The 26,229-nt window shown below is 45.7% G+C and carries 23 protein-coding genes, 1 pseudogene and 2 riboswitches; of the genes and pseudogenes, 19 read left to right on the forward strand and 5 right to left on the reverse strand.

The window, feature by feature from the left end:
* Positions 1-116: 116 nt before the first annotated feature.
* A complete protein-coding gene (locus tag ACFOGI_RS16110; RefSeq protein ID WP_390274812.1) occupies positions 117-1,577 on the reverse strand; it encodes a SulP family inorganic anion transporter in 1,461 nt (486 codons plus the stop codon).
* A 312-nt stretch (positions 1,578-1,889) separates the two neighbouring features.
* On the opposite strand from ACFOGI_RS16110, the gene ACFOGI_RS16115 reads away from it, so the two are divergent.
* The 7 genes and pseudogenes from ACFOGI_RS16115 (at position 1,890) to ACFOGI_RS16145 (ending at position 10,357) form a co-directional block, all read left to right on the forward strand.
* The gene (locus tag ACFOGI_RS16115) at positions 1,890-2,072 is read left to right on the forward strand and encodes a helix-turn-helix domain-containing protein (RefSeq protein WP_390274815.1); all 183 of its coding nucleotides are present in this window, start codon (positions 1,890-1,892) and stop codon (positions 2,070-2,072) included.
* Positions 2,073-2,216: 144 nt separating this feature from the next.
* Positions 2,217-3,806, forward strand: a complete 1,590-nt coding sequence (locus ACFOGI_RS16120) for a peptide chain release factor 3 (RefSeq protein ID WP_390274817.1) — start codon at positions 2,217-2,219, stop codon at positions 3,804-3,806.
* Positions 3,807-4,179: 373 nt separating this feature from the next.
* Entirely contained in the window at positions 4,180-5,640 is a 1,461-nt protein-coding gene (locus ACFOGI_RS16125; RefSeq protein WP_390274820.1) for a SulP family inorganic anion transporter, read from the forward strand.
* Positions 5,641-5,677: 37 nt separating this feature from the next.
* A pseudogene (locus ACFOGI_RS16130) lies at positions 5,678-6,093 on the forward strand (universal stress protein).
* 136 nt (positions 6,094-6,229) lie between these two features.
* Positions 6,230-7,681, forward strand: coding sequence for a SulP family inorganic anion transporter (locus ACFOGI_RS16135; protein ID WP_390274823.1), 1,452 nt, complete (start codon positions 6,230-6,232; stop codon positions 7,679-7,681).
* A gap of 12 nt (positions 7,682-7,693) precedes the next feature.
* Complete coding sequence (locus ACFOGI_RS16140) at positions 7,694-8,113, forward strand: universal stress protein (protein WP_390274826.1); 420 nt, start codon at positions 7,694-7,696, stop codon at positions 8,111-8,113.
* 348 nt (positions 8,114-8,461) lie between these two features.
* Positions 8,462-10,357: an LTA synthase family protein gene (locus ACFOGI_RS16145; protein ID WP_390274828.1), complete on the forward strand. Its 1,896-nt coding sequence runs from the start codon at positions 8,462-8,464 to the stop codon at positions 10,355-10,357.
* 133 nt (positions 10,358-10,490) lie between these two features.
* Here ACFOGI_RS16145 and ACFOGI_RS16150 read toward each other — a convergent pair whose 3' ends face one another.
* Both ACFOGI_RS16150 and ACFOGI_RS16155 read right to left on the reverse strand, forming a co-directional pair.
* Entirely contained in the window at positions 10,491-10,751 is a 261-nt protein-coding gene (locus ACFOGI_RS16150; RefSeq protein WP_390274831.1) for a DUF3006 domain-containing protein, read from the reverse strand.
* A gap of 15 nt (positions 10,752-10,766) precedes the next feature.
* The gene (locus ACFOGI_RS16155; RefSeq protein WP_390274833.1) at positions 10,767-12,083 is read right to left on the reverse strand and encodes an MBL fold metallo-hydrolase; all 1,317 of its coding nucleotides are present in this window, start codon (positions 12,081-12,083) and stop codon (positions 10,767-10,769) included.
* Between the two features lie 229 nt (positions 12,084-12,312).
* Between ACFOGI_RS16155 and ACFOGI_RS16160 the strand changes: the two genes are divergently transcribed.
* The 6 genes from ACFOGI_RS16160 (at position 12,313) to ACFOGI_RS16185 (ending at position 18,502) form a co-directional block, all read left to right on the forward strand.
* Complete coding sequence (locus ACFOGI_RS16160) at positions 12,313-12,651, forward strand: DUF3006 domain-containing protein (RefSeq protein WP_390274836.1); 339 nt, start codon at positions 12,313-12,315, stop codon at positions 12,649-12,651.
* A 270-nt stretch (positions 12,652-12,921) separates the two neighbouring features.
* Positions 12,922-14,094 (forward strand): N-acetylglucosamine-6-phosphate deacetylase, encoded by a 1,173-nt coding sequence (gene nagA, locus ACFOGI_RS16165; RefSeq protein WP_390274838.1) that lies wholly within the window; start codon positions 12,922-12,924, stop codon positions 14,092-14,094.
* Between the two features lies 1 nt (position 14,095).
* Positions 14,096-14,818, forward strand: coding sequence for a glucosamine-6-phosphate deaminase (nagB, locus tag ACFOGI_RS16170; RefSeq protein WP_390274840.1), 723 nt, complete (start codon positions 14,096-14,098; stop codon positions 14,816-14,818).
* A 137-nt stretch (positions 14,819-14,955) separates the two neighbouring features.
* On the forward strand, positions 14,956-15,798 hold the full coding sequence (gene glcT / locus ACFOGI_RS16175) for a glucose PTS transporter transcription antiterminator GlcT (protein WP_390274842.1): 843 nt from the start codon (positions 14,956-14,958) through the stop codon (positions 15,796-15,798).
* Positions 15,799-15,996: 198 nt separating this feature from the next.
* Positions 15,997-18,054 (forward strand): glucose-specific PTS transporter subunit IIBC, encoded by a 2,058-nt coding sequence (gene ptsG / locus ACFOGI_RS16180; RefSeq protein ID WP_390274843.1) that lies wholly within the window; start codon positions 15,997-15,999, stop codon positions 18,052-18,054.
* A gap of 184 nt (positions 18,055-18,238) precedes the next feature.
* Complete coding sequence (locus ACFOGI_RS16185; protein WP_390274846.1) at positions 18,239-18,502, forward strand: DUF1292 domain-containing protein; 264 nt, start codon at positions 18,239-18,241, stop codon at positions 18,500-18,502.
* A 226-nt stretch (positions 18,503-18,728) separates the two neighbouring features.
* Here the strand turns inward: ACFOGI_RS16185 and ACFOGI_RS16190 are convergent, their stop codons facing one another.
* Complete coding sequence (locus ACFOGI_RS16190) at positions 18,729-19,277, reverse strand: LysM peptidoglycan-binding domain-containing protein (RefSeq protein WP_390274849.1); 549 nt, start codon at positions 19,275-19,277, stop codon at positions 18,729-18,731.
* Positions 19,278-19,456: 179 nt separating this feature from the next.
* Positions 19,457-19,559, forward strand: a riboswitch (purine riboswitch).
* Positions 19,560-19,741: 182 nt separating this feature from the next.
* On the opposite strand from ACFOGI_RS16190, the gene ACFOGI_RS16195 reads away from it, so the two are divergent.
* The 6 genes from ACFOGI_RS16195 to ACFOGI_RS16220 all read left to right on the forward strand — a co-directional run bounded on the left by ACFOGI_RS16195 (position 19,742) and on the right by ACFOGI_RS16220 (position 24,969).
* The gene (locus tag ACFOGI_RS16195; protein WP_390275105.1) at positions 19,742-20,590 is read left to right on the forward strand and encodes a 5'-methylthioadenosine/S-adenosylhomocysteine nucleosidase; all 849 of its coding nucleotides are present in this window, start codon (positions 19,742-19,744) and stop codon (positions 20,588-20,590) included.
* 123 nt (positions 20,591-20,713) lie between these two features.
* On the forward strand, positions 20,714-20,926 hold the full coding sequence (locus ACFOGI_RS16200; RefSeq protein WP_390274851.1) for a YjzC family protein: 213 nt from the start codon (positions 20,714-20,716) through the stop codon (positions 20,924-20,926).
* Between the two features lie 137 nt (positions 20,927-21,063).
* Positions 21,064-22,086 (forward strand): hypothetical protein, encoded by a 1,023-nt coding sequence (locus tag ACFOGI_RS16205; protein WP_390274854.1) that lies wholly within the window; start codon positions 21,064-21,066, stop codon positions 22,084-22,086.
* Positions 22,087-22,261: 175 nt separating this feature from the next.
* A riboswitch (SAM riboswitch) is annotated at positions 22,262-22,370 on the forward strand.
* 74 nt (positions 22,371-22,444) lie between these two features.
* A complete protein-coding gene (locus tag ACFOGI_RS16210) occupies positions 22,445-23,464 on the forward strand; it encodes a methionine ABC transporter ATP-binding protein (protein ID WP_390274856.1) in 1,020 nt (339 codons plus the stop codon).
* Positions 23,448-24,107 carry a methionine ABC transporter permease gene (locus ACFOGI_RS16215; protein ID WP_390274858.1) on the forward strand — a complete coding sequence of 220 codons (660 nt, stop codon included), beginning with the start codon at positions 23,448-23,450 and terminating at the stop codon, positions 24,105-24,107. The genes ACFOGI_RS16210 and ACFOGI_RS16215 overlap by 17 nt, the downstream gene beginning before the upstream one ends.
* A 28-nt stretch (positions 24,108-24,135) precedes the next feature.
* Complete coding sequence (locus ACFOGI_RS16220; protein ID WP_390274860.1) at positions 24,136-24,969, forward strand: MetQ/NlpA family ABC transporter substrate-binding protein; 834 nt, start codon at positions 24,136-24,138, stop codon at positions 24,967-24,969.
* 71 nt (positions 24,970-25,040) lie between these two features.
* Here ACFOGI_RS16220 and ACFOGI_RS16225 read toward each other — a convergent pair whose 3' ends face one another.
* Positions 25,041-26,213: a pyridoxal phosphate-dependent aminotransferase gene (locus tag ACFOGI_RS16225; RefSeq protein WP_390274863.1), complete on the reverse strand. Its 1,173-nt coding sequence runs from the start codon at positions 26,211-26,213 to the stop codon at positions 25,041-25,043.
* Positions 26,214-26,229 lie beyond the last annotated feature (16 nt).

Raw genomic sequence — 26,229 nt, forward strand, 5'->3', positions numbered from 1 at the left:
CGGCTACAATGACCTTCACCGCTCGGGACTCGAACCCTAAAGCGTGCGCACATGCCGGGCACACAAAAAGTGGCTGTCACCTTTAGGTGACAGCCACTCGTTTATGGAGCTGTATTTTAGTGCCCGGATGCATTGGAAAGCCCGCCGATTTTACTCTTCAGCTGCTTACTTTCTGCATTCAGACCTGTGTAAGAGACTTTAATACCGTTTTGTTCAAATTTCATTTCAATCTTATCAAGTGCGCCAATCGCAGAATCATCCCAAAGATGGGCATTCGTCAGGTCAATCTCTACTTCCTTGACAGAATCGGCAAAGTCGAACTTTGCTGGGAAATCATTGACGGAAGCAAAGAAAAGCTGTCCATCTACGTAATAGATTTTCTTCTGTTCGGTCCACACGAGTTCCTCAGTCACCTTCACTTTGGATATTTTGGCAGCGAAGAAGATAGCGCTCAGAAGCACACCTGCGAGTACACCAATGGAAAGGTTGTGGGTGACAAGAACAATGACTACTGTAGTGACCATAACAGCTGCATCTGTTTTAGGAAGCTTCCCGAGGTTTTTCACGGAAGACCAGTCAAAGGTACTGATAGACACCATGATCATGACACCAGCCAAGGCTGCCATCGGAATCTGTACTACCAATCCGCCAAGAACAATAATCAGGAACATTAGGAAGACACCTGCGACCAAAGATGACAAACGGCCATTACCACCGGATTTCACATTGATAACCGACTGTCCAATCATCGCACAACCGGCCATGCCGCCAAAGAATCCTGCAACAATATTTGCGATTCCTTGCCCGCGGCTTTCTTTATTTTTGTTACTCTCTGTATCTGTCATATCATCGACTATATTTGCTGTCAGAAGTGACTCCAGAAGACCGACAATGGCAAGCGATAAGGAGTAAGGGAAAATGATCATCAGTGTCTCCAGTGAGAATGGAATGGATGGAATCAGAAATACTGGAAGCTGCTGAGTCAAGGCTCCCATATCACCAACCGTACCCACACCCAGGTTTCCAAAAATAGCAATTGCTGTTACGACAACAATAGCCACCAAGGTAGATGGAATGGATTTGCTTATTTTCGGGAAAAGATAGATGATTGCCAAGGTCAGTGCGACCAATGCGTACATGACCCAAGTTTCCCCGACAAAATGTTGCAGCTGGGAAGCGAAAATCATAATTGCCAAAGCATTGACGAACCCGACCATTACAGAGCGGGGTACGAATTTCATTGCCTTCGCCAGCTTAAAGATACCAAATAAAATCTGAATAATACCTGTAAGAATTGTGGCTGCAAGTAAATACTGCAGGCCATGGTCAGCAATCAGGTCGACCATCAACAGGGCCATCGCACCGGTAGCGGCAGATATCATTCCCGGTCTTCCGCCTACAAATGCGATAACAACCGCAATACAGAAGGATGCATACAGACCGACCATCGGATCGACACCGGCTATAATGGAGAACGCGATCGCTTCCGGAATCAGGGCCAATGCCACAACGATTCCTGCCAAAACATCTCCCCGAACGTTGCCGAACCATTGCCTTTTAATTGTTTGTAAATCCAATCAAAGCACCTCTCTTTAGTTTTTTTATAACAACTTTTACGCGTTGCAAAAGCATTCTTCAATTTGGATACACGAATAATACCACAGGCCTTGTTGATTGCAAAACGTCAAGAAAACGCGACCATTTGGTTTATACTCTAAATTACTGCGTAATTCTCTTGATTTCGGTGGTATTTCAAAAAATATACATTTAATTGAAAGGAGTATAATTACTTATAACTGAGTAAAAATGGGTGACGGCTGATAAGGTTATTAAAAAATAGGTAGGTTTATGGTATCATGAGGGTATGTTATGAATTTGGAGGCACTTTTATGGAAAGGGAAATCATGACGGTCTCGCAAGTCGCAGAATATCTGCAGCTTAGTGAAATGACCACTTATAAACTGGTGCAGGAAGGGAAAATTCCCGGTTTTAAAATAGGCAGGCACTGGAGAGTTAAAAAAGAAGATTTGAATGAATTCATTGAACGGCTGAAAAATGGTGAAAGGATATAACTAAAGACCGGCCCCCATTTGTATGGGGGTTTTCGTTGTGTCGTTAAGGCAAAGATCGCATCCACATGAAATGATGTTAACTTTGCCTGGAATCTGTCAAAAATCCTCTTAAGAGGACTATCATATATAGAAGGGATTTTTTTTATGAGTTTTAAGGATGAAGTCAGCCAGCGGAAAACGTTCGCCATTATATCCCACCCGGATGCCGGTAAAACAACATTGACGGAACGGATCCTGCTGTTCGGTAATCTGATCCGGTCGGCAGGTACGGTAAAAGGGAAGAAATCCGGTAAATTTGCAACATCCGACTGGATGGAAATTGAGAAACAGCGCGGTATTTCCGTCACCTCCAGTGTGATGAACTTCCGCTATGACGGGTACCGTGTCAATATTCTCGATACCCCCGGGCACGAAGACTTCAGTGAGGACACGTACCGGACGCTGACAGCGGTAGACAGTGTCGTAATGATCATTGATGCAACGAAGGGGATCGAGGCACAGACATTGAAACTATTTAAGGTGTGCCGCATGCGCGGAATTCCGATCTTCACCTTCATCAATAAATTGGACAGGGAAGGGAGAGAACCCCTGGAGCTTTTGGAGGAGATTGAGGAAGTGCTCGATATCGGCACATATCCAATGAATTGGCCGGCAGGGATGGGCAAGCGATTCCTCGGCATCTTTGACAGGGAGAACGAGCAGTTCATCCAATATAATGGGAATGAGGAGGAGACCTATATCCCATACAGCGAACTGGATCAACCGGAATATGAGAACTTGGTATCCCAAGGGACATACCAGGCAGCAGCAGATGAGTTTTCCCTTGTCGAGGAAGCAGGGGACGACTTCTCCCTGGATTCTGTGCTGTCCGGTGAGCAGACACCTGTATTCTTCGGCAGTGCATTGGCACCGTTCGGCGTGGATACGTTCTTTGACACCTTCATCTCCATGGCACCTGCTCCCGCCCCGAGAAGATCGACGGAAGGGCTCGTTTCCCCTGATGATCCTGATTTCTCTGGGTTTGTCTTTAAGATTCAGGCAAACATGAACCCGGCCCACCGTGACCGTGTTGCTTTCCTGCGTGTCTGTTCCGGAAAATTCGAGCGGGGGATGAGTGTGACCCTCCCACGGACTGGCAAGCAGTTGAAGCTCGCCCAGTCCCAGCAGTTTGTCGCCTCCTCCCGTGACACCGTAGAGGAAGCCTATGCCGGCGATATTATCGGAATTTATGATCCGAATATGTATCAAATCGGTGATACGCTGGCAGAGGGCAAAGGCGGCTTTGAATACAATGAACTGCCACAGTTCCCGCCGGAGCAGTTCAAGCGTGTGTCTGCCAAAAACGTCATGAAGGCAAAGCAGTTCTATAAAGGGATCGAACAGCTTGTACAGGAAGGAGCCATCCAGCTCTTCCACGGCAGCCGCGGCGGTTCGTATATATTGGGAGCTGTTGGCGAATTGCAGTATGAGGTGTTCCAATACCGGATGAAAAATGAGTATAATGTGGAAGTGCTACTCGAAACGATCGGCGACAGAATCCCCCGCTGGATGAAAGAGGAACAAGTCGACAATTCCCTGTTCGACGAGCGGAACATGCTTGTACGGGACCGGGAAAACAACCCCGTGGTCCTGTTCAAAAATGAATTCTCGCTCAATTGGTTCCGCGACAAGCATCCGGATATTGAATTGATTGATCTGTTTGAAGTGAATGCCTACGATCAGGCGAAGGAATGAAAATAACTACTTGAAGAGAAGGATTCTTCAACTACCCGAGATAATAAGTTCTGAAAAACTGCCTGTGGATTGTGCTATCAGTCCACAGGCAGTTTTTTGTTGTAGGGCGATAATTATTCGGATCCGTGTAAAGGGTTGAATTATACTCAGTTATAATTAATTATAATCATTTATAGTAAATTATATATTATGTAAAATGAGATAGGAAAAAGGAGATAATTTAAGTAAAATTAAGCATGTGGGTAATGATTGCGTTTACTTGCGGTTTTGCACCCGGGAATTCCTATGGTATGATTCGATTTGTTGAAGACGGAGCTTAACTTTTGTGAGAGTCGAAAGTTACTAGATTATAACAATTATAAGAGGTGATAAATTGAAAGCTGATCAATTAAAACAAGCATGGTTTGGTAATGTAAGAGGAGATGTACTGGCGGGGATCGTTGTAGCACTAGCATTGATACCTGAGGCCATTGCCTTCTCGATCATCGCTGGTGTAGATCCAATGGTAGGTCTATATGCATCCTTTTGTATAGCATTAGTTATCGCATTTGTTGGTGGCCGGCCGGGAATGATTTCGGGGGCCACAGGGGCAATGGCATTACTTATGGTGGACTTAATTGCTGATCATGGCCTGCAGTACTTATTGGCAGCGACGATTTTAACGGGATTCATTCAAATATTGTTTGGGGTATTGAAACTGTCCAAAATGATGAAGTTTGTCCCTCGTTCTGTCATGGTCGGGTTTGTCAACGCACTAGCCATCATGATATTCACATCCCAGTTACAGCATTTTGTTGGCGAAACATGGGTAATGTATGCTCTTGTCGGTTTAACCTTGGCGATTATCTATTTGCTGCCACGGATAACCAAGGCCGTACCATCTACCCTTGTAGCAATTGTGGTGGTTACAGCCATAGCTATATACGGAAATATTAATGTAGGGACCGTTGGAGATATGGGAACGCTGACACAGCAGCTGCCCGCATTTTTACTGCCGGATGTTCCCCTGTCATTGGAAACATTTATGATTATTCTTCCATATTCCTTCTCTTTAGCAATTGTCGGATTGATAGAGTCTCTGTTAACAGCCAATATTGTGGATGATATGACAGATACAGAGAGTAATAAGAATAAAGAAAGCCGTGGACAGGGCATCGCGAATATTGTTACCGGGTGCTTTGGCGGAATGGCCGGCTGTGCTATGTTGGGACAGTCCGTCATCAACGTGAAATCCGGCGGGAACAGCCGATTATCATCCCTAGTAGCTGGCGTAGTATTAATGGCCATGATCATGGTATTAGGCGGTGTGGTAGTTCAAATACCTATGGCAGCTCTGGCTGGTGTCATGATCATGGTATCTATCAGCACCTTTGACTGGTCATCTGTGAAAAATCTGGCTAAGCTTCCACGAACAGATGCGGCCGTCATGGTGACCACTGTAGCCATCGTGCTGGTGACGCATAACCTGGCTATTGGTGTTTTTGCTGGTGTACTACTGAGTGCTATTTTCTTTGCTTCTAAAATTTCCAAAGTGAAAGTGACAGAAGAGAATGTGTTAAAAGACGAGAAAAAACTCTATCGTGTGGAAGGTCAATTGTTTTTTGCCTCCGTTAGCGATTTTCCTGACAAGTTCAATTACGAGGATTCTGTAAAAGAAGTCGAAATTGATTTGACGAACGCACATCTTTGGGATGATTCCGCGATCGGGGCATTGGATAAGTTAGAGATGAAGTTTGCTCAGAACAATATAAAAGTAACTTATAGGGGATTGAATGCGGAAAGCAAGCAATTGAAGAGCCAAATAGGCGGCCTTTCCAATGCTTCCGGTCATTAATAAAATTCATTATAAAACTTACAGTGAGGTGGGATTTTTGTTTAAGAAATTACTATTAGCGGTAGATGGCTCAGAGAATTCCGTGCGGGCTGCCTACCATGCAATAGAACTTGCAGAAAAGTTTCAGGGAACAATTGACGTCGTTTATGTCGTCGACAGCAGTACAGCTAAAGAAGATGTTTTACATGCAGCGAATAAATTTGAAATTGAAAAAAGCGGAAAGAAAGACTGGGACCGATAAAAGATTTATTGAAGAATTCAGGAATGAATTTTCATCGCGAAGTACTCCATGGAGATCCGGGTCCGGAGATTGTAGAGTATGCAAATGATAACAAGTTTGACTGTGTGGTAATCGGAAGCAGAGGGTTGAGTGATCTACAATCCTTTATACTGGGCAGTGTCAGTCATAAGGTCGCTAAACGTGCAGAGTGTCCGGTCCTTATTGTGAAATGAAAATGGACAGAAATACGAAACGTGGGTTCAGTTTATAGAACTCACGTTTTATAGTCTGCGGAATATCTAATTTGTAAATGAAACATACTCCCCCTTTATTTTGCACATCCTATGGATGACTAAAGGGAGGATATGTATGGTTAAGTTTACTTATGCACAATCATGGTTTGGTAATATGAAAGCTGATATTTTGTCCGGGTTGGTGGTGGCACTTGCTTTAATCCCTGAAGCCATTGCTTTTGCAATAATTGCAGGAGTCGATCCTATGGTTGGTTTGTATGCTTCTTTTACCATTTCTGTAGTGATTGCATTTGTTGGTGGAAGACCTGCTATGATATCCGGTGCTACCGGAGCGATGGCCTTGCTGTTTATTGATCTGGTTGCAGAGCATGGGCTTCAGTATTTATTGGCAGCTACCATATTAACAGGTATAATACAAGTTATATTCGGTATATTGAAATTAGCGAGATATATGAAGTTTATCCCACGTTCCGTAATGGTAGGTTTTGTAAACGCTTTAGCTATTATGATTTTCATTCCCCAGTTGGAGCACTTTGTTGGGGAGTCATGGGTGATGTACCTGTTAGTAGCTGTGACACTGCTGATTATATACTTGTTCCCGTATATTTCAAAAACGATTCCATCCACATTAGTTGCGTTGGTAGTGGTAACATCCATTGCGATTTTTATGAACCTTGACATGCGCAGTGTTGGGGATATAGGATCCATCTCTCAAACGCTTCCTATATTCCTTGTTCCTGAGATCCCTGTGAACATAGAAACAATTTTAATCATTCTGCCCTATTCCCTTGCACTCTCTGTCGTTGGCTTATTGGAATCTTTATTAACCGCATCTATTGTGGATGATTCTACTGGGACAGAAAGCAATAAAAATGTGGAAAGCAGGGGGCAGGGCATAGCAAATATTGTAACTGGCTTCTTCGGGGGTATGGCGGGCTGTGCGATGATCGGCCAATCCATCATTAATATTAAGTCAAACGGCAGGGGCAGACTTTCTTCATTCGCAGCAGGGGTATTTCTAATGCTGCTGATTGTCATACTTGGAGATATAGTTATCAGGATACCGATGGCAGCATTAGCGGGAGTGATGATCATGGTCGCTATCAGTACATTTGATTGGAATTCCATACGGACCATCCATCTTGTTCCAAGAAGTGATGCCATCGTCATGGTGGTAACCGTTTTAACAGTTGTTCTGACGCATAATTTAGCGATTGGCGTCTTTGCAGGCATCATTTTGAGTTCGATATTTTTCGTATCAAAAATTTCGCAAGTACGTGTGGAAAGTTCTAGGAGCGGGGATAAAAAAGTATATAAGATTAGAGGAGAACTCTTTTTTGCATCTGTTACAGAATTAATTCCTCAATTCGATTATGAAGAAAAAGGCGTTGACCAGGTGGAGCTTAATTTAAAGCGCACCCATATCTGGGATGATTCTGCGGTTGCGGCTATGAAAAAAATCATCGACCGGTTCGAACAGAACGGGAAGGATGTGGAAGTTACAGGTTTGAATGAAGCCAGCACCGAATTAGTAGGTAAATTAGCAAATAAGCTGGAATCACATTAAGGGGGATTTTACGTGTATAAAAAGATATTACTTGCAACTGATGGATCGGAACATTCTGAGCGGGCTGCGGAAAATGCAATAAATCTGGCAAAATGCAATGCAGGGTCAAAAATCGACATAGTGTACGTTATTGATGCGAATAAAGCGAAGACAGATGTGTTGAATAATTGGAATACCATTGATGTGAATGATTCTCGCAAACAGCAAATGAGGAAAGCAGAAAGAATGGCAAAAGAGTCCGGTGTATCACATGAAATAAAAATATTGCACGGAGAACCTGGCCCTGTCATCGTGAATTATGCAAATGAGAACCAAATGGATGTTGTTGTCATTGGAAGTAGGGGACTTAATGGATTACAGGAGTTTGTGTTAGGCAGTGTCAGTCATAAAGTTGCCAAACGAGCCGACTGTCCGGTGCTTATTGTAAAATAACTTTAAAAAATGCATGAAGTGGTTTCTAATCAACCCATATTATAGTTTTATCAAAGGCAAAGTTGTAAGAAGGGACCTGACCATACCTTTTGTTTATAGGAGATTGTCGAATACTACTGTAAGCATGATACCGAATTGCTCCATGCATCATTCGGTATTTTTTTTGTTTTGAGTTTACGTATGAAATATAATTGACTATAATTATGTATATCTACTTATAATAAATTAAGTTTTGTTATAAGTGCCCAGCCGCTCCATTTACCATTGGTAACGTATCATTATCATTCGGGTTGGGTGCGGGTCAATTAATATGAAAATTGTAATAAAGATTAGTGGAGGTCAAGCTTGATGAAAAAGATGCATATCCCCTTGTTTGTAACAGCAACATTACTATTTGGACTGAAAACATACATTGTTTACAGATTCATACTCACTATTGAATTGGAGAACTCCATGCAGGAGTTGATCTTATTTATCAATCCCTTTGTATCGGCTTTTTTAATTTTCGGGCTGAGTGTATGGTTTAAAAAGCCAAAAACACAAATGATGTTTTTGCGTTATACTGCATTATTAGGCACACTGGTTATCTATGCCAATTTAGTATTTTATCGGTCATTCAATGACTTCATTACTATACCTCAACTCTTCCAGGCTAGTAATATGGGGGATTTGGGTTCAAGTATTCTCACATTAATTGAACCGTATGATTTACTGTTATTTGCAGATTTGGTGATTATTTGGTTGTTTAGTAAAAGAAGAGAAAAAGAAAAAGTCAGCTATCCAAAGGGCATAAAAGTCCTCACATTTGTATTTTCCCTTTTATTGCTCGTAGGCAACTTCTTTTTAGCGGAAATGGAGAGACCTCAGTTATTCACCCGTGGGTTCGACCGGGAGTATCTAGTAAAGAATATCGGGTTATTTAACTATCATATCTATGATATTGTCCAGAACACAAGAGCGGAAACAAAAAGGGTTTTTGCAGACGGAAATGAAATACCGGAGATTCAGGATTATGTTGAAAAGCATGTCACTAGTGATGGTGAGTCAGAGCTTTCTGGAATAGCAGAAGATAAAAATATCATTTTGATTAATGCTGAATCCATACAGAGCTTCGTTATTGACAATGAGCTGCATGGTGAGGAGATCACTCCGTTTTTAAACAGTTTAACGGAAGACAAGGACACCTATTATTTCGAAAACTTTTATCATCAGACCGAGCAGGGGAAATCATCAGATGCTGAGTTTATGGTGGATACCTCCCTTTATCCATTATCCAGTGGAGCTGTTTTCTTCACCCATGGGGGAAATGAATATCATGGACTGCCGGAGATCTTGAATGGCAACGGATATACAACAGCGACATTCCATGCAAATAATAAAAGTTTTTGGAATCGGACGCAGATGTATGAGAGCCTTGGCTATGATCACTTTTATGGTGAGGAGTCATACGAGATTAACGAAGAAAATTCGGTGGGATGGGGATTGAAAGATAAACCGTTTTTCGAACAGACTATTAAATATTTGGAGTCAATGGAACAGCCATTTTATTCAAAGATGATTACCCTGACAAATCATTTTCCATTTGAATTGGAAGAAGAAGACAGGTCGATTGAACCTTATGATTCCAACTCGGCTACTTTGAATAATTACTTCCTGACAACCAGATATATGGATGAGGCAATAGAAGAGTTTTTCACCCACTTAAAGGATTCCGGCTTATATGAAGAATCGATTATTGTGATCATGGGCGATCATGATGGGATTAGTCAAAACCATAATAGAGCGATGGCCCAGTACCTGGATAAAGATGAAATAACACCCTATGACTATGTTCAGTTGCAGAGGGTGCCATTATTCATTCACATTCCGGGACATGGAAAAGGTGAGGTGAAGACAGAGGTCAGCGGACAGATTGATCTTAAGCCAACCTTCCTGAACATGACTGGTATAGAAAAAGATGATGATGACATTCACTTTGGCAATGATCTGTTCTCTGATGATAGAAAAGGTTATATCGCTTTGAGAAACGGTGATTTTATCAGCGAAGACTATGTTTCCACAATGGGACAATGCTACGATCGCCAAACTGGTAAACCTATAGATGAAGAAAATGGTTCAGAAACCAATTCATCTGCATCAAATCAATGTACGGCAATAAGTGAAAAGGTAGAAACAGAGTTGCATTATTCAGATGAGTTAGTATATGGAGATTTGTTTCGATTTATGGACTCCGAAGAAAATTGATTAGGACTGTGCTTTATTAGAGGAACATGAAAATGAACCAAAATTAAAGAAGCTGTTTCCAACATAATGGAAGCAGCTTCTTCTCTTTGATATCTGTCTATCTTGTGCTAACAGTCCTAATGCATGGGTGGATCTACTTCTTCTTGAACTTGCTTCCCTTGCTTTTTGCCCGTAATTTGCTCATCAGGTCTGATGTTGTTCCGGACTGTTCATCGGTTTGTGCATCATCCTTTGCTATCACACGGTATTCGCCGTCCTGATCCTCCACCTGCACTACCGTATTAATATCGCTGCCGTCTGGAAGCTCTTCACGGTCGACAATCAGCTCTTCCTTAATTTCTTCCAGAAGAATCACAGCTTTAGTACCCTCGAAGCGGTCGACTATTCCTTTCATCTTCTCCCTCCTATTCTATGCACATGCTTTTCCTTCTTCTTTTATATCATCCACTCTGGCTGGGCCGATACCGTTGATTTTATCCAGGCCATCTACTGATTGGTATGGGCGGAGCTCGATCAGTTCATCGGCACGTTCCGGGCCGATATGGATGATCTCCTGGACGGCTTCCTTAGAGGCCTCATTGATGTTCACACATCCGTCAGTTGCATCCTGTCCGTTGCCGCTCTCTGCGACGTCTTTTGCCTTTTCCGTATCCTCTGAACTAGAGGGCTCTGCATCATCCGTGCTCTCCGGGCTGATGGTACCGTCTTCCCGGGTGGCAATACGGTACTCTTGGCCATCCGTGGTGATTACGATTGTTCCGTGAATATCTGTGCCATACAGATCACTATTCCTGTCCTGAATGAGGGATACGACCTCTGGGCTGGGATGTCCGTAGCTATTACCCTCACCAGCGCTGTAGACAGCTACTTCAGGATCGACGGCATCTATGAAAGATGGATCACTTGATGTGTCAGAACCGTGATGACCGAGCTGCAGGATATCAGCCTCCACACTGGTGCCGCTGTTCATCATGTATTGTTCGCCGTCTTTTTCTGCATCCCCAGTGAACAGAAATTCCATGTCCCCGTAAGTGAATTTCAGGGAAAGGGATTCTTCATTGCTGTTGCCGGTAATACTGGCAGGATAGAGGACATCGATTTCCATCGGCCCTACAGCATATTCATCACCTGCCCGCGGTTCCTCATATCCTGCATCACTTGCAAGCACCGCTTCCATCGCTCCTTGGAAGGTATCGGAGGTGCTTTCATTCCCGGTCATCCACACCTCTCCCACGTCATAGGTGCCGACAATTTCCTCCATCTGTCCGATATGATCTGCATCCGGATGGCTGATCGCCAGCACATCAATCTCAGCAACACCTTGACTGGATAGATAGTGGACCACATCATTGCCGCGCCAGTCCCCCGTATCATAAAGAATCGTGTATTTTTCCTCGCCATCCTGAAACTGAAACAGGGTGGCATCCGCTTGCCCAGCATCTATGAAATGGACTTTCAGGTCTGATAGTGCTTTTCCATTGCTCTTGGTGTTTTCATCTGATTCATTTTTTGCTTCATTGTCTGTCTCTGAGGGCTCCATCTCAGGAACCCCTTGTTCATGTGTTTCTTCTTCCTGAATGTCTTCTGTATTGGTTTTGACTGTGCTGTCTGTTGGATCCTGGGTCGTCTCTTCCCCGCAGCCTGCCAGCAGGAACAGAAGCATAAGGGATGTCAATAAATGGCGGTACAATGTCACTCCTCCGATCGTTGGTCGTGTATGTCTCATAGATTACCAAATTCTGTCGGCAGATTCTATGATGAAGGTAGCGCTCATATTTCTTAACTTATTTTTAAAACAAGTAAAAATGGTTTTTGCACTTGTTTGCACTCCATATTTACCAATTTCCTTGTACGGAAACTGGATTTTTCCATGGTTTTGCGACAAGCAAAACACTGTTTTGGCAAGGTGCACGGACGGTGAATTCCTGAAATAATAGGGGCAAGGAGGTGAAATGATGAGACACCATATAACAGGAAAAGTACTGCTGACTACTCTTCTATATGTATCTACCATGATGTTCGGTCATACAGTGGAAGGAGAAGGTACATGGACCGAAGCAGTGGTCGACCGCTTGGAAGGGGAGTACGCTGTCCTGCTGGTTGAACCGGATGAAGCAGAGTTGATGATCCCTATAACAGAGTTGCCAGAAGGAGTGAGGGACGGCGTCTGGCTTGATGTCCGATTGGAAGGAGACATGGTGTTGGATGCAGCCATTGACCAGGAACATACGGAAGAAAGAGAGCGGAAAGCGAGGGATCTTCTAGAAAGACTGAAGGCTAAATGGAATGAATAGCAGTGAAGCTTGATAGCATCATCTCTTTTCCATGAAACATATCCTCTCTTTCTATTAAATCATCCCCTTTTGTGCAGAAACTACAAATTTATCTCCTCTCGGTGACCACCCACCCGCTTCCCCCGGTCGTTTTACCCTCCCAGTCCATGCGAAAACCCCTTTGAATAAATAGGCGGTGATATTATCTGTCTCTCCAATCACTTGATAGAAATGTTACTCCGGTATAGACTTTAAGTAATAGGAATAGAGCGTGTTTGAAGGGAAGGGTGCATGCTGGTGGGAAAGCTGTTCATTCATAATACAACAATCCATTCGGAAAACGGAGTCATTGATCATGGTTCTCTCCTTTTGGAGAACGGCAGGATTGCCCAAATTTATCCGGAGGCACCTGCTGTGTTTCCAAAGGATGCCCACTTTATTGATGGTCATGGTTGGCATGCTATTCCAGGATTCATTGATGGACATATTCATGGAGCAAATGGAGCGGATGTCATGGATGCCACGGAAGAAGCATTCGACACCATGGCAGGTGTCCTGCCGGAAGAAGGTACCACCTGCTTTCTGGCGACGACCATCACCCAGTCCCCGGAAGCGATTGAACAGGCACTTGCTACCACTGCTTCCTATCGGACGAAGGCTGGGCATGCAGAAATGGCCGGTGTTCATTTAGAAGGTCCCTTTATCGACGGGGAACGGGCAGGTGCCCAGCCTGTGGAGCATATCATCAAGCCCGACATCTCCCTTTTCCGCAAATGGCAGAAGCTTTCCGGCGGCCGCATCAAAACAGTCACATTGGCACCGGAGCATGACCTTGACGGGGAATTTATCCGTGCGCTGGTGCGAGATGGTGTAAATGTCTCGGCAGGCCATACTGGAACAGACTTTGCCGGGATGAAACGGGCGGCCGAGGCAGGTGTCCGTCAGGTTACCCATCTATGCAATGCCATGTCAGGTATCCATCACAGGGACATAGGAGTGGTCGGGGCAGTATTTCTAATGAAGGAGCTCCGGGCGGAACTGATTGCTGACGGTATTCACGTAGCTCCCGAGATGCTGGAACTTATTTATCGAAATGCCGGAGCAGAGCGGCTGATGCTCATTACAGATGCAATGAGGGCGAAATGTCTTCCAGCAGGTGACTATGACCTCGGCGGTCAGCCGGTGAGGGTCGCCGATGACCGTGCGGTCCTGGAAGACGGTACCTTGGCAGGGAGTATTCTGAAACTGAAAGACGGGGCCAAAAGGATGCATGGACTGGATGGTGTGTCCATGGAAGATATCATTCAAATGGCATCCGTCAATCCGGCCAAGCAGATAGGCCTTTTCGATCGGAAGGGAAGTATTGCAGCTGGAAAGGATGCCGATATCCTGTTGGTGGATGACGGTTTGGATGTGAAATATACGATTTGTCGTGGTGTAGTCGGCTATCAGGGGGGCGGATAAAATGGAATGGATGGAAGCTGAAGATTATCAGGATATGAGTGAAAAGGCCGGTGAAATTGTCTTGGAAGAGATGAGAGCGAGGTCTCTTCCGACATTGGGACTTGCAACAGGATCAACGCCCGAGGGACTGTACCAGTATTTGATCATGCAGTACCAGCGGGGAAAGGTTTCTTATAGGAAGACCAGAACATTCAATCTGGATGAATATGTGGATTTGCCGTGGGAACATCCCAATAGTTATTATCACTATATGAAGGAGAAGTTCTTCAGCCATGTCGACGTCCAGGACAAGAATACCTATCTGCCGGATGGGATGGCGGAAAACCTCGAGAAGGAGTGTATGAAATACGAGTCGGAAATCGCCGCTGCCGGCGGGGTGGTGACGCAGGTGCTGGGCCTTGGAGGAAACGGCCATATCGGCTTCAATGAACCGGGTACTCCCTTTGACAGCAGGACCCATGTAGTGGATTTGAAAGAGTCCACACGCCGGGCGAATGCCAGGTTTTTCCCTTCCTTGGAGGAGGTGCCAAAGCAGGCGATCACGATGGGAATTGAGACCATAATGGAAAGCAAGCGGATTCTCCTGCTGGTTTCCGGCCGCAATAAAAGGGAGGCGTTGGCCCGATTGATGGAAGGCGAAGTGAGCGAAGAATTTCCTGCCTCCGTTCTTTGGCGCCACCCCAATGTCCAAGTTATAGCTGATCGGGAAGCATTGGGAAAATAACCATGAAAATCCGGAATTCGTTCCGGATTTTTTATATGCCTTCCATACGGAAGAGCCAGCAACCTGCTGGAAAAATCGCTTACATCGTGATACGATCAATCAGTAATCCGAGAGGTTCAATTAAGGGGACAAGAAACGTGAATACCTATACCATCAAGAAAGTGTTGAATAATAACGTACTGATCGCCGAGGATGAAGGCCAGCAGGAAGTCATCCTGATTGGCAAAGGAATCGGCTTCCATAAAAAAAGAAGGGATACCATCCGAGAGGAGACCGTTGAAAAGCTGTTCGTGCTCCGCAGCCAGAAAGAGCAGGAGCAGTACATGGAGCTGGTGCCGCAGATGGAGGAAGGGACATTGGATGCCATTATCGCCTCGATCGAGATGATCCGCAGACGGGCGGAAACCATGCTCAATGAGCAGGTGCATGTGGCATTGACCGACCACTTGATGTTTGCGATTCATCGGTTGAACCGTGGGTTGGAAATCAGGAACCCATTCCTCAAAGAGACCAAAGCATTGTATCCGGCTGAGTATGAGATTGCCTCGGAAGTGGTCGATTATATCAATCAATCCCTGGGAATTTCGCTGCCGGAAGGAGAGGTCGGCTTTGTGGCCCTCCATGTCCACAGTGCGATTGCCAATAAAACGATATCCGATATCAATCAGTATTCACAGCTTGTCAGTGAATTGATTGATTTGACGGAGAAACAGTTGGATATCACCATGGATCGTGAAGGGGTCGAATATGTGCGGTTGGTCCGGCATCTCCGTTATACGATTGAACGGGTCCTCCAAGGAGAAAAGCTGGAGGAGCCGACAAAAATAGCAAGCCTCTTGAAAACGGAATATCCAGTATGCTATAATTTGTCCTGGAAGCTGATTAAAGTGATGCAACAAGCACTCAAGAAACCTGTATATGATGCGGAAGCAGTATATCTGACCATGCATCTGCAGCGACTCAGCACTAAATTTGAATAATTACGTTCTTACGTGTAACTGATACGATCAGGCATGAGTGAGAAATCATCAATCACAGGATGCGGGAGAAGACTATCTCCTGTCCCTGCTGTTGACTGGTTTTTTACTCATGCCTTTTTATGTTTTCCAAGGGAAAACTCCTTAATCTGTGCTGTCTCATTTTAAGCGCTTACTACTCATCCATTGGAGGTTTTATTTATGAAAAAGGCTTTTGGCGTGCTTCAAAAAGTCGGTAAGGCATTGATGCTGCCAGTTGCTCTGCTGCCGGCTGCTGGTCTTCTACTCGGATTCGGTAATGCGGCCCAGCAGGACACCATGCTCAATTATCTTCCGTTTCTGGGAGCAGACTGGATCCAGCTGCTCGCTACGGTAATGGAAGACGCCGGCGGGATTATTTTTGACAACCTGCCGCTCATTTTTGCTATTGGTGTAGCAATCGGGTTGGCAGCAGACGGTGCAGCCGGGCTTGCTGCGCTCGTAGGCTACCTGGTACTCAACCAGGTAATGGGCTCCTGGATTGGAGTGACACCGGATATGGTGGCTGACGATCCGGGCTATGCAAATGTGCTAGGAATACCAACCCTGCAGACAGGGGTGTTCGGCGGAATCATCGCCGGACTGATTGCCGCATTCTGTTACCAGCGCTACCATGACATCGAAATGCCGTCCTTCCTCGGGTTCTTTGCCGGTAAACGGTTTGTTCCGATCATGACGGCGGCTGTATCGTTTGTTGTTGGCTTGCTGCTGATGGTCATTTGGCCTCCGATCCAGGAAGCTATGAACAGTGCATCCCATTGGCTGATGGAGGAAAGCACCTATCTTGCTGTTTTCTTCTTCGGGTTTATCAAACGCTTGCTGATTCCATTCGGTCTGCATCACATTTTCCATGCACCGTTCTGGTATGAGTTCGGTTCATATACTACTGCGGCTGGGGACATTGTCCGCGGTGACATGACCATTTTCTTTGCTCAATTGCGGGAAGGTGTAGAAATTACGGCAGGTAACTTCATGGCCGGTGAATTCCCGATCATGATGTTCGGTCTGCCGGCAGCAGCACTTGCCATGTACCATGCAGCACGTCCTGAAAGGAAGAAGGCTGTTGCCGGACTGCTTGGTTCAGCTGCATTGACCTCATTCCTGACAGGGATTACGGAACCATTGGAATTCTCATTCCTATTCATTGCACCGGTATTATTCTTTATCCATGCCGTTCTTGATGGCCTGGCATTCGTACTGATGGCCATGTTCGATGTGAATATCGGGTATACTTTCTCTGGTGGTGCGATCGACTTTGCACTATTTGGAATTCTGCCGGGTCAAGAACCATGGTGGATTGCCATTGTGCTCGGTCTCATCTTCGCGGTTGTCTATTATTTCCTTTTCCGTTTCTTCATTTATAAATTCAACTTGATGACACCAGGACGTGAAAAGGCTGATGAAGAGCAGGAGAAGGAAATGGAAGGAAAAGCAGGCAAAGGCGAACTTGCCTATAACGTTCTGAACGCGATGGGCGGGCAGGAGAATATTTCCCATTTAGATGCATGTATCACCCGTCTCCGTGTATCAGTGAATTCCATCGCTGATGTCGATAAAGCGGAGCTGAAAAACCTGGGAGCTTCCGGAGTATTGGAAGTTGGGGATAATATCCAAGCCATTTTCGGGCCTCGTTCCGAAACAATTAAAGGACAGATGCAGGACATTATATCCGGCAAGACACCTCGCCCGGTCGAAACGGATCAGCAGAAAGAAGTCCAGCAACAGGTAGAGGAAGTCAATCCGGGAGCATTGCAGAATGAATTCGTTGATGAAGAGATCATCTCTCCATTGAAAGGGAAAATCCTCCCAATCACTGATGTGCCGGACGAAGTCTTCTCCGGCAAAATGATGGGGGATGGCTTTGCTATCGAGCCTGTAGAGGGACAGGTCGTTTCCCCGGTCAATGGTAAAATAGTGAATGTATTCCCGACGAAGCATGCAATCGGTATCCAGTCCGATGGCGGCAGGGAAGTCCTTGTCCATGTCGGACTCGATACCGTCAACCTGAAAGGCGAAGGGTTCGAACTGCTGATAGAAGAAGGCGACTTTGTGGAAGCTGGTCAGCCGCTATTGCAAGCAGACTTGAATTTCATTGAAAAGAATGCCAAATCGATCATTACGCCGGTTGTGTTCACCAACCTGAAGGATGGCGAAAAAGTTGTTCTTCAACAGGAAGGTACCATCGACCGGAAGCAGAAAGATATTATCCGTATAGAATAGAAGGCATTCGAAGTTTGTTCATGACGCACGTGAATCACCCATGGAGATGTCCCACTCTCCATGGGTGATTTTTTGTTTGTCTTGTTTAAAAGGAAATCCGCCTTCCCTGCATGAAGCCCCCATTTTTAGGAAATATAAATAGTAGAAACTAAATGAAGATCTTTGAAAGGAGCAGTGATGCTGTATGGACAAGGAACATGTTGAAGTGGGAGAGATTTTTACTATTACGGAAGAAAGTGAGCAGGAACATCAGGCAGAAGTATTGGCAAAGCAAGATATAGACGGCACGCAGTATGTAGCTGTAGGATTTGTGGAGGACATCCAGGAAGAAAGTGATGAAGACATTGATATTTTCTTTTTAAAGGTCGATGAGGATGGAGACTTCACCCCTCTTGATAGTGATGAGGAATTTGATAAAGTTTCTGCTGCTTTCAGAGAAACGATTTAGTCCTACAGGATCAAAGAGGCTGGGTCAAAAATGATATAACCAAAGGAAATTCCGAACAAACAAAGGACTCGCTCCGAAAATAATTGATTGTTCATATTTGGAATGGAGCCCAGTCTTCAGGCTGTCGAAAATGTCTCGGCAGCCTGATTTTTTTCATAGTGGTTAAACTATTAGCCCGTTTTGCGGCCTGAGAGTCTTCTTTGCTCGTGGAAGGCCAGGAAGAAAATCAGCCATTCGTGTGACTAGGAGGTATGTAGATGATCTGGCCGGCATGAATCCTATTTGGATTGGTGATTTGCGGATTGATTCGCATGATTTCTTCTATTGTAGTGCCAAACCACAGAGAAATCTGGAATAGGCTGCTGCCGGGACGGACGGTATAGGGGATAATGGATGGTCTGGGTTCGCATTGTGCGCCAAGTGATGTCCATGTTTCTTCATCCACGACACCTGTCACATCCAATTCCTTGATGGAACGCTGCCACATCAGCAAAGCCTGCTGTGTCCTTAGGCCATAGAGGCCGTCAATGGCGCTGGTATATAATCCTACAAAGCAAAGCAGATATTGGAGCCTTCTGACGGAAGGTCCCCGATCCCCTTGCACCAAGAATGGACATAATGAAAGCGCGTTAGCGGGGAGGTTGATGAGTTGGCCAGGATAGATGACATCTGGATCCTGAATGTGAGGGTTGATGGAGAGAAGATGGCTGACGGTCGTACGGAATCTGCGGGCGATCCTGTACAGGGAGTCGCCAGGCTGTACGGTGTAATTCATGAAACCCACCTCAATCTTCATAGTTACCATACCATATTCGTACTAGGCGGTAAATGTGCTCATCTCCGCCAAATGAACCATAAGTTTTTCTGTAAAACACGAACATTATTTGAGTATAAGCAAAAAAAGTTCATATTTTCATTGATTTCCTCTACCTTGTCTGATATATTTGCACAGTAAAACAATTTACATTAAATACTCGTATATACTTGGTAATATGGTCCGAGAGTCTCTACCTGGTTCCCGCAAAAGAACCGGACTACGAGTTGAAGTACACGGTATTTTCCGGATATTGCCATCTGGATAGTGCTTCGTGTACTTTGACTTTTCAAATGGTCCTGAAGGTGGAGGCAACTCCGTACTTTCTGGACCTTTTTATATTAACGAGTAAATCAGACAACTGGGAGGAATACAGAATGGATCAGAAATGGAGGAAATCAAGGAATCATATTATTTTTGCATGCATGATGGCTTTAGTATTACTGATGGCCGCGGGCTGCAGTTCTGCATCCCAATCGGAAGCGGAAACAGAGGATAATGAATCACAACGGCCGATCATTGTTCAAGGACCAATGCCGATCGAGGCGGAGGAATTTGCAGGACGCCTGGAAAACGTAGAAGAAGAAACCTCTGGCAACTTTGTGTTTTATAAGGGTACGGTGGATGATTATCCTGTGATTGTCACCCAAACCGGCAAGGGAATGGAAAATTCAGCTGCAGCTACAGCAATCGCGATAGAGAAATTTAATCCAATCGCCATTATCAATCAGGGAACCTCTGGCGGACATGATCCTGAATTGAATGTATATGATATTGTGCTTGGAAAAAGAACGGTCAATATTGGAGCATTGAAAACAGGTGACCGGGACGAAGGCGAAGGAATCGAGGTAACCGAATGGATTCCGATGGATTTGATGGCCTCTGAAGGTAGCGCTGGGGAAGACCCTGACGCAGAAAAGGCCCGTTACTATGAAGGAGACGAGGATCTCCTGGCAGCTGCCCATGCAGTGAAAGATACCCATACAAAAGGGAAGGTCGTGGAAGGCACGATAGGCTCTGCGGACTTTTGGAACAATGAGGTCGATCGCATTGAATGGATTCATGAGAACTTCGGCACATCGGTAGAGGAGATGGAAACTGCCTCGGCGGCGCAGATTTCCAAGGCATATGATACAGCTTTCCTCGGTATCAGGATTCTCTCCAATAATAAAACCAACGGCGGGGAATATGATCCAAACACCGCTACAGCAAATCAGGACTATGTGTATGAGGTAGTGAGCGAATACATTTCCACCATTACAAGTGAAAAATAAATTGTACAAACGAACACTTCCGTGCGTATGGAGGTGTTCTTTTTCGTTGTATCGCTAGCCTTCCATTCATAATTATTCCTCCGGTAATCCATACTAAGGAAAAGTCCAGAAGGAGGAAATCAAATGGGTGAACAGTCAAGATTCAAAGCAGGAGATAAAGCACCGAATAATGGCATATATATAGAAAAAGGTGAAACGGGAAGCAACGTGGAAGACCCGCGCCAGTTGGAGATGGAAGCAGGCCAGGAGTTTCCTCAGAATACCAACCAGGACCGGGTGTGGATCAAGAAACGCGACCTTCATAAACCAGGTGTCCAGGGAAGAAGCAACAACTAGTGTCAGGCTGCTCTGTAAATGGAGCGGCTTTTTTATGGAGCAAGGTCTCCAATAAATAAATCACTTCCATTTTTAATCGATCGATCATGCAAACCAGGTACATAAAGAAGAAAACCCTACAGGAGGAGAGATGCTGAATGAATCCGTTATTTGTCAGTCAGGAGGAAGTTTTCAGCTTTTATAAGAATGGCGATAGGGTAGAGCAGAAGACAGAGGTGCGATTCGACCCGCTCACCGGGGAATCTTCCAGGTTGGTCGTTGATCCCGGGATGCAACCGGCTAAAACGGACTATTTCGAGGAAGGGGTAGAGACCGGCGGTGACCAATGCCCGTTCTGCCCCGAGAATCTGGAGGCATTCACGCCGGTATTCCCGAAAGAGATATCCCCGGAAGGAAGGATTCGGAAGGGAGAATCGGTCGTATTTCCAAATCTCTTTCCTTACAGCAAGCATAATGGGGTAGTCGTACTCTCCGAAGAACATTATGTCACCCTGAAGAACTTTACAATCCCAATGATGCGGGATGCATTCCAGGCAGCACAACAATATATTCAGCAGGTACTCCGGTCGGAAGAGGAAGTAATGTATGCTTCGATCAATTGGAATTACCTGCCGGAAGCGGGAGGGAGCATTCTGCATCCGCATCTCCATGTGGTCGTGTCGGAAGCAGCAACCAATTACCAGAGTCTATTTGACCGCAAGTCCAGGGCTTTTCAGGAAAACCATGGCATCGAGTATCTTGCCTGGCTGTATGATCAAGAAAAGGATGGAGAGCGTTGGATCGGGGAAAAAGGAAATACAGCATGGATGCATTCATTTGCTCCAAAAAGCCATTATGATTTTCAAGCGATTTTTAAAGGGCTGACAGACATTACTGAATTTAAGCAGCAGGATTGGGAGGACTTTGCTAGCGGCCTGCAGGCAGTATTTCTCACCTTGCAAGAAGAGGGACTGGCCAGTTTCAATATGTCGCTGACCTTTTCCAATGAAGGATCTCCGGCCCATGCCCGGGTCATCCCCAGACTTTCCTACAGCGGAGTTGGCACCAGTGATATGAACTTTTTCCACACCCTTCATCAGGAACCAATCGTTTATAAAAATCCGGAAAAGGCTGCTGCAAAGGTAAGGAAGAACTTCGAAGGAGACAATGCCCTTCCATGATCGGCAGGGAGTCCTAAATTATAGCTCTCCTGTATGACGTTTTATTCCTAGTACGCGCACGCCACTGCAAGAAAGATGCGATTTTGCGGAATTACACCATTAACTGTAAAATTCTAAAATTGTGTTGACATTGTTGTCGAACCCATATAGTATTAAGTCTATGAAAATTGTATACAGCTTATCAAGAGTGACTGAGGGAACAGGCCTGAAGACGTCACAGCAACCTTCCATGACGGAGTGGTGCTACCTCCTGCGGAATGAGTATCCATTCTGGAAGATAAGGTATTGAATCAGTAATCAACCTCTCTTTCACATATGGAAAGAGGTTTTTTTGTTTTAGGCGATATGGGGGAACAGCATGATTGAGCTGCGTAATCTGGAGAAAGTATTTAAAGTGAAGAACAAGCAGGTCACGGGTGTGGATCAGGTAGACCTGCGTATCGACCGTGGAGAGATTTATGGGATTGTCGGGTACAGCGGAGCAGGTAAAAGCACACTCCTCCGCTGCATCAATATTCTGGAGCGGCCGACAGCAGGGGAAGTGCTGATTGATGGTACCGATCTGCTAAAACTGCCGGCCAAAGAACTAAGACAGGCGCGCCAGTCGATCGGCATGATTTTTCAAGGATTCCATCTTGTCTCTTCCAAAACGGTGGCGGAGAATGTAGCGTTCGCCCTGAAGGCTGCAGGCCTTGGCAGGACAGAACAACAGAAGCGGGTGGCGGAGCTGTTGGAACTTGTTGGTCTAGCCGATAAGGCCGACACTTATCCAGCCCAACTCAGCGGGGGACAGAAACAGCGGGTGAGCATTGCCAGGGCGCTGGCCAACAACCCGAAAGTGCTGTTGTGTGACGAAGCGACTTCCGCCTTGGATCCAAGCACCACCAAATCGATTCTCCGGCTGCTGAAAAAGATCAATGAGGAGCTTGGAATCACGATTGTCATCATCACCCATGAAATGGAAGTCGTCAAAGAAATCTGCCACCGTTGTGCCGTGATGCAGGCTGGCAAAGTGGTGGAAGAAGGAAAGGTTTTCGATATCTTCGCGAACCCCAAAGAAGAATTGACCAAGGATTTCATTCAGACCGTCCTGCAATTTACATTGCCGGAAAAGCTTTTGAGAGAGTGCAAGGGCACCTTGGTAAAATTGCAATTCCGCGGGGATCTGGCCAAGGAAGCGGTGGTTTCCGATATGCTGCAGGCCTATCCGGTGAGCGGCAACATCCTTCATGGGAAAGTGGAGTACATACGGGACATGCCTCTCGGCGTGTTCATGATGGAACTAACTGGTGCAAAAGATCAGATTGACGGAGCGATTGCTTACTTGGAAGAACGAATTGAACAAGTGGAGGTGGTGCAGCATGGATCGGTTGATTGAACTGCTTCCGGAGCTGAATCAAGCATTCTTTGAAACTTTGTATATGGTAGGCATCTCCCTTGGAATCGCCATTCTCGTCGGACTGCCGCTAGGAATCCTTTTATTTGTCACGGATCGCGGAGTATTCCTGGAGAACCGCTTCGTAAAGGTGACAGCAGGGATCATTACCAACCTGGTACGCTCGATCCCGTTTATCATACTGTTGGTTTTTCTGTTGCCTGTTACAGATGCACTGCTTGGCACCACGATCGGGCCGACGGCAGCAGCAGTGCCTCTATCGGTGGCAGCCATTCCATTTTTCGCTCGGATTGTAGAAACGTCAGCAAGAGAGATTGACCAAGGTGTGATAGAAGCAGCTGTATCTGTCGGTGCATCCCCATGGATGATCATTAAGGATGTCATCCTACCAGAGGCAAAACCAGGAATCATCAGCGGATTGACCATCACGACCATCAGCCTGATCGGTTTTTCTGCAATGGCAGGGACAGTCGGCGGTGGCGGTATAGGTGATTTGGCCATCCGTTATGGGTATTACCGCTATGACGATTTGATCATGTATACGACAGTCATTGTCCTGATCGTGCTTGTCCAAGTTATCCAATATGCCGGCGACTTCATTGCCAAGGCAGTTAACAAACGCTAAAAAATACACCCACTGAGGAGGAAATTAAATGAAAAGACAACTGGGAATTATTCTTACATTACTCGCATTATTAGTATTGGCTGCATGCGGCGGAGGAGAAGAAAGTGCTTCAGGTGCCGATGAAGGTGGAAAGGACACCATACGCTTCGGTGCCACATCCGGACCGTACAGTGATATGGTCAATAAAGCGCTGAAACCATTGCTGGAAGAAAAAGGGTACACTGTCGAGAATACAGAATTCAGTGACTATATCCAGCCGAACAATGCCTTGCATAACGGAGATATTGATGCCAACCTGTTCCAGCACAAGCTATATTATGAATCGTTTGCAGAAGAAAACGGCATGGACTTGTCTGAAGTGAAAATCGTGCCGACTGCACCGATGGGACTGTATTCCAACACTTATGATTCCATCGAGGATATTGAGGATGGAAGCAACATCACGATTGCCAATGACCCTACGAATTTGGCACGTACACTGATCATGCTGGAAGATGAAGGGCTGATCACTCTCGATGAGGAGGTCGACCAGTTGCGGGCAAGTCTTGACGATATCGCCGAGAACCCGAAGGATCTGCAGTTCAAAGAAATTGAAGCAGGCCAATTACCACGTACAGCTGATAGTGAAGACTTGGCAACCGTGCCAGGCAACTTCGCCCTTGCTGCTGGTATGGATCTGCTTGACGCCCTCGCGCTGGAAGATATGCCTGATGACTACCGCAATCGTGTGGTAGTGAATACAGAGGATCTTGACAGTGAATGGATTCAGGATATCAAGGAAGTCATCGAATCACCAGAATTTGAAGAAATCATTGATGAGGAATTCAAAGGATTTGGCAAACCACAATGGATGACGGAATAAAGAAATGAAAGAGGCTGTGTTTCCCTTGGAGGGGGAGCACAGCCTTTCTATTGGATATATGGATGGGATTACTAGAACAGACCGAGTTTGCCAATCCGTTCTGCCGCTTCAGCAAGCCTTTCTTCGCTGTCGAGGAGGCCGACTCGAACATAACCTTCTCCCTGTTCCCCGAAACCATTACCTGGAGCGACCGCCACATGGGCTTTTTCCAACAGGAGGTCGGCGAATTGCTGGGAGGTATAACCTTCCGGAATGGGCAGCCAAGAGAAGAATGTACCTTTTGGTGCTTCCACCTTCCAGCCGATGGAATGAAGTTTGTCCACAAAAACATCTCTTCTTTTTTCATAGGTTTCCACCAGTTGATCGACTGCTGTCTGGTCAGCCGTCAGTGCTTTCTCTGCAGCCTGTTGGATGGAACTGAACAGACTTACATATAAATGGTCCTGTATGAGATTGATGCTCTCGATGACCGATGGATTTCCGACAGCGAAAGCGACACGCCACCCGGCCATATTATACGTTTTCGACAAGGTGTACATCTCGACACCGACATCCTTGGCACCGTCAAATTGAAGGAAGCTGAGGGGTTTTTTGCCGTCAAACCCGATGGCACCATAGGCAAAGTCATGGACCACACAGATGTTATGCTTGTTGGCAACCTCTATGGTTTCCTGGAAAAACTCTTCTGTAGCTGTACCAGAAGTCGGGTTGTTCGGGTAATTTAAAAACATCAGTTTGGCTTTCTCGAGATCCTCGTTACTCAATGCCTCGTAATCGGGTAAAAAGCCGTTCTCTGCCGTCAATGGCATGAACGCAGATTCAGCGCCTGCCAGGGCAATTCCTGACATATAATCCGGATAACCGGGGTCAGGCAGGAGAGCGGTATCCCCAGGATTCAACAGGCATTGGCTGATTTCCACCAACCCTGTTTTGGCCCCGGCCATGATCGCGACCTCACTCTCAGGATCCAGCTCCACTCCATATTCCCGCTGATAGAACTCAGCGATCGCTTTTTTCAGGAAGGGCTGCCCGCGGAATGGGGAATATTTATGGTATTCCGGAATCCCGGCAGATTGCTTCAGCTCTTCCACAATATGATCCGGTGTCGGCAAATCGGGATTTCCCTGCCCGAGGTTGATGACATCATGGCCTTGGTCTTTCAGCCGCTGTACTTTTTTAACCAAGCTGGCAAAAAACTGCTCCGGCAGCCGTTTCAATGTCTCTGATTGTTCGAATTGCTGCATGATTTCACTCTCCTAA

The organism is Virgibacillus xinjiangensis, assembly GCF_042643145.1.
Classification (GTDB): Bacteria; Bacillota; Bacilli; order Bacillales; family Amphibacillaceae; genus Virgibacillus_O; species Virgibacillus_O xinjiangensis.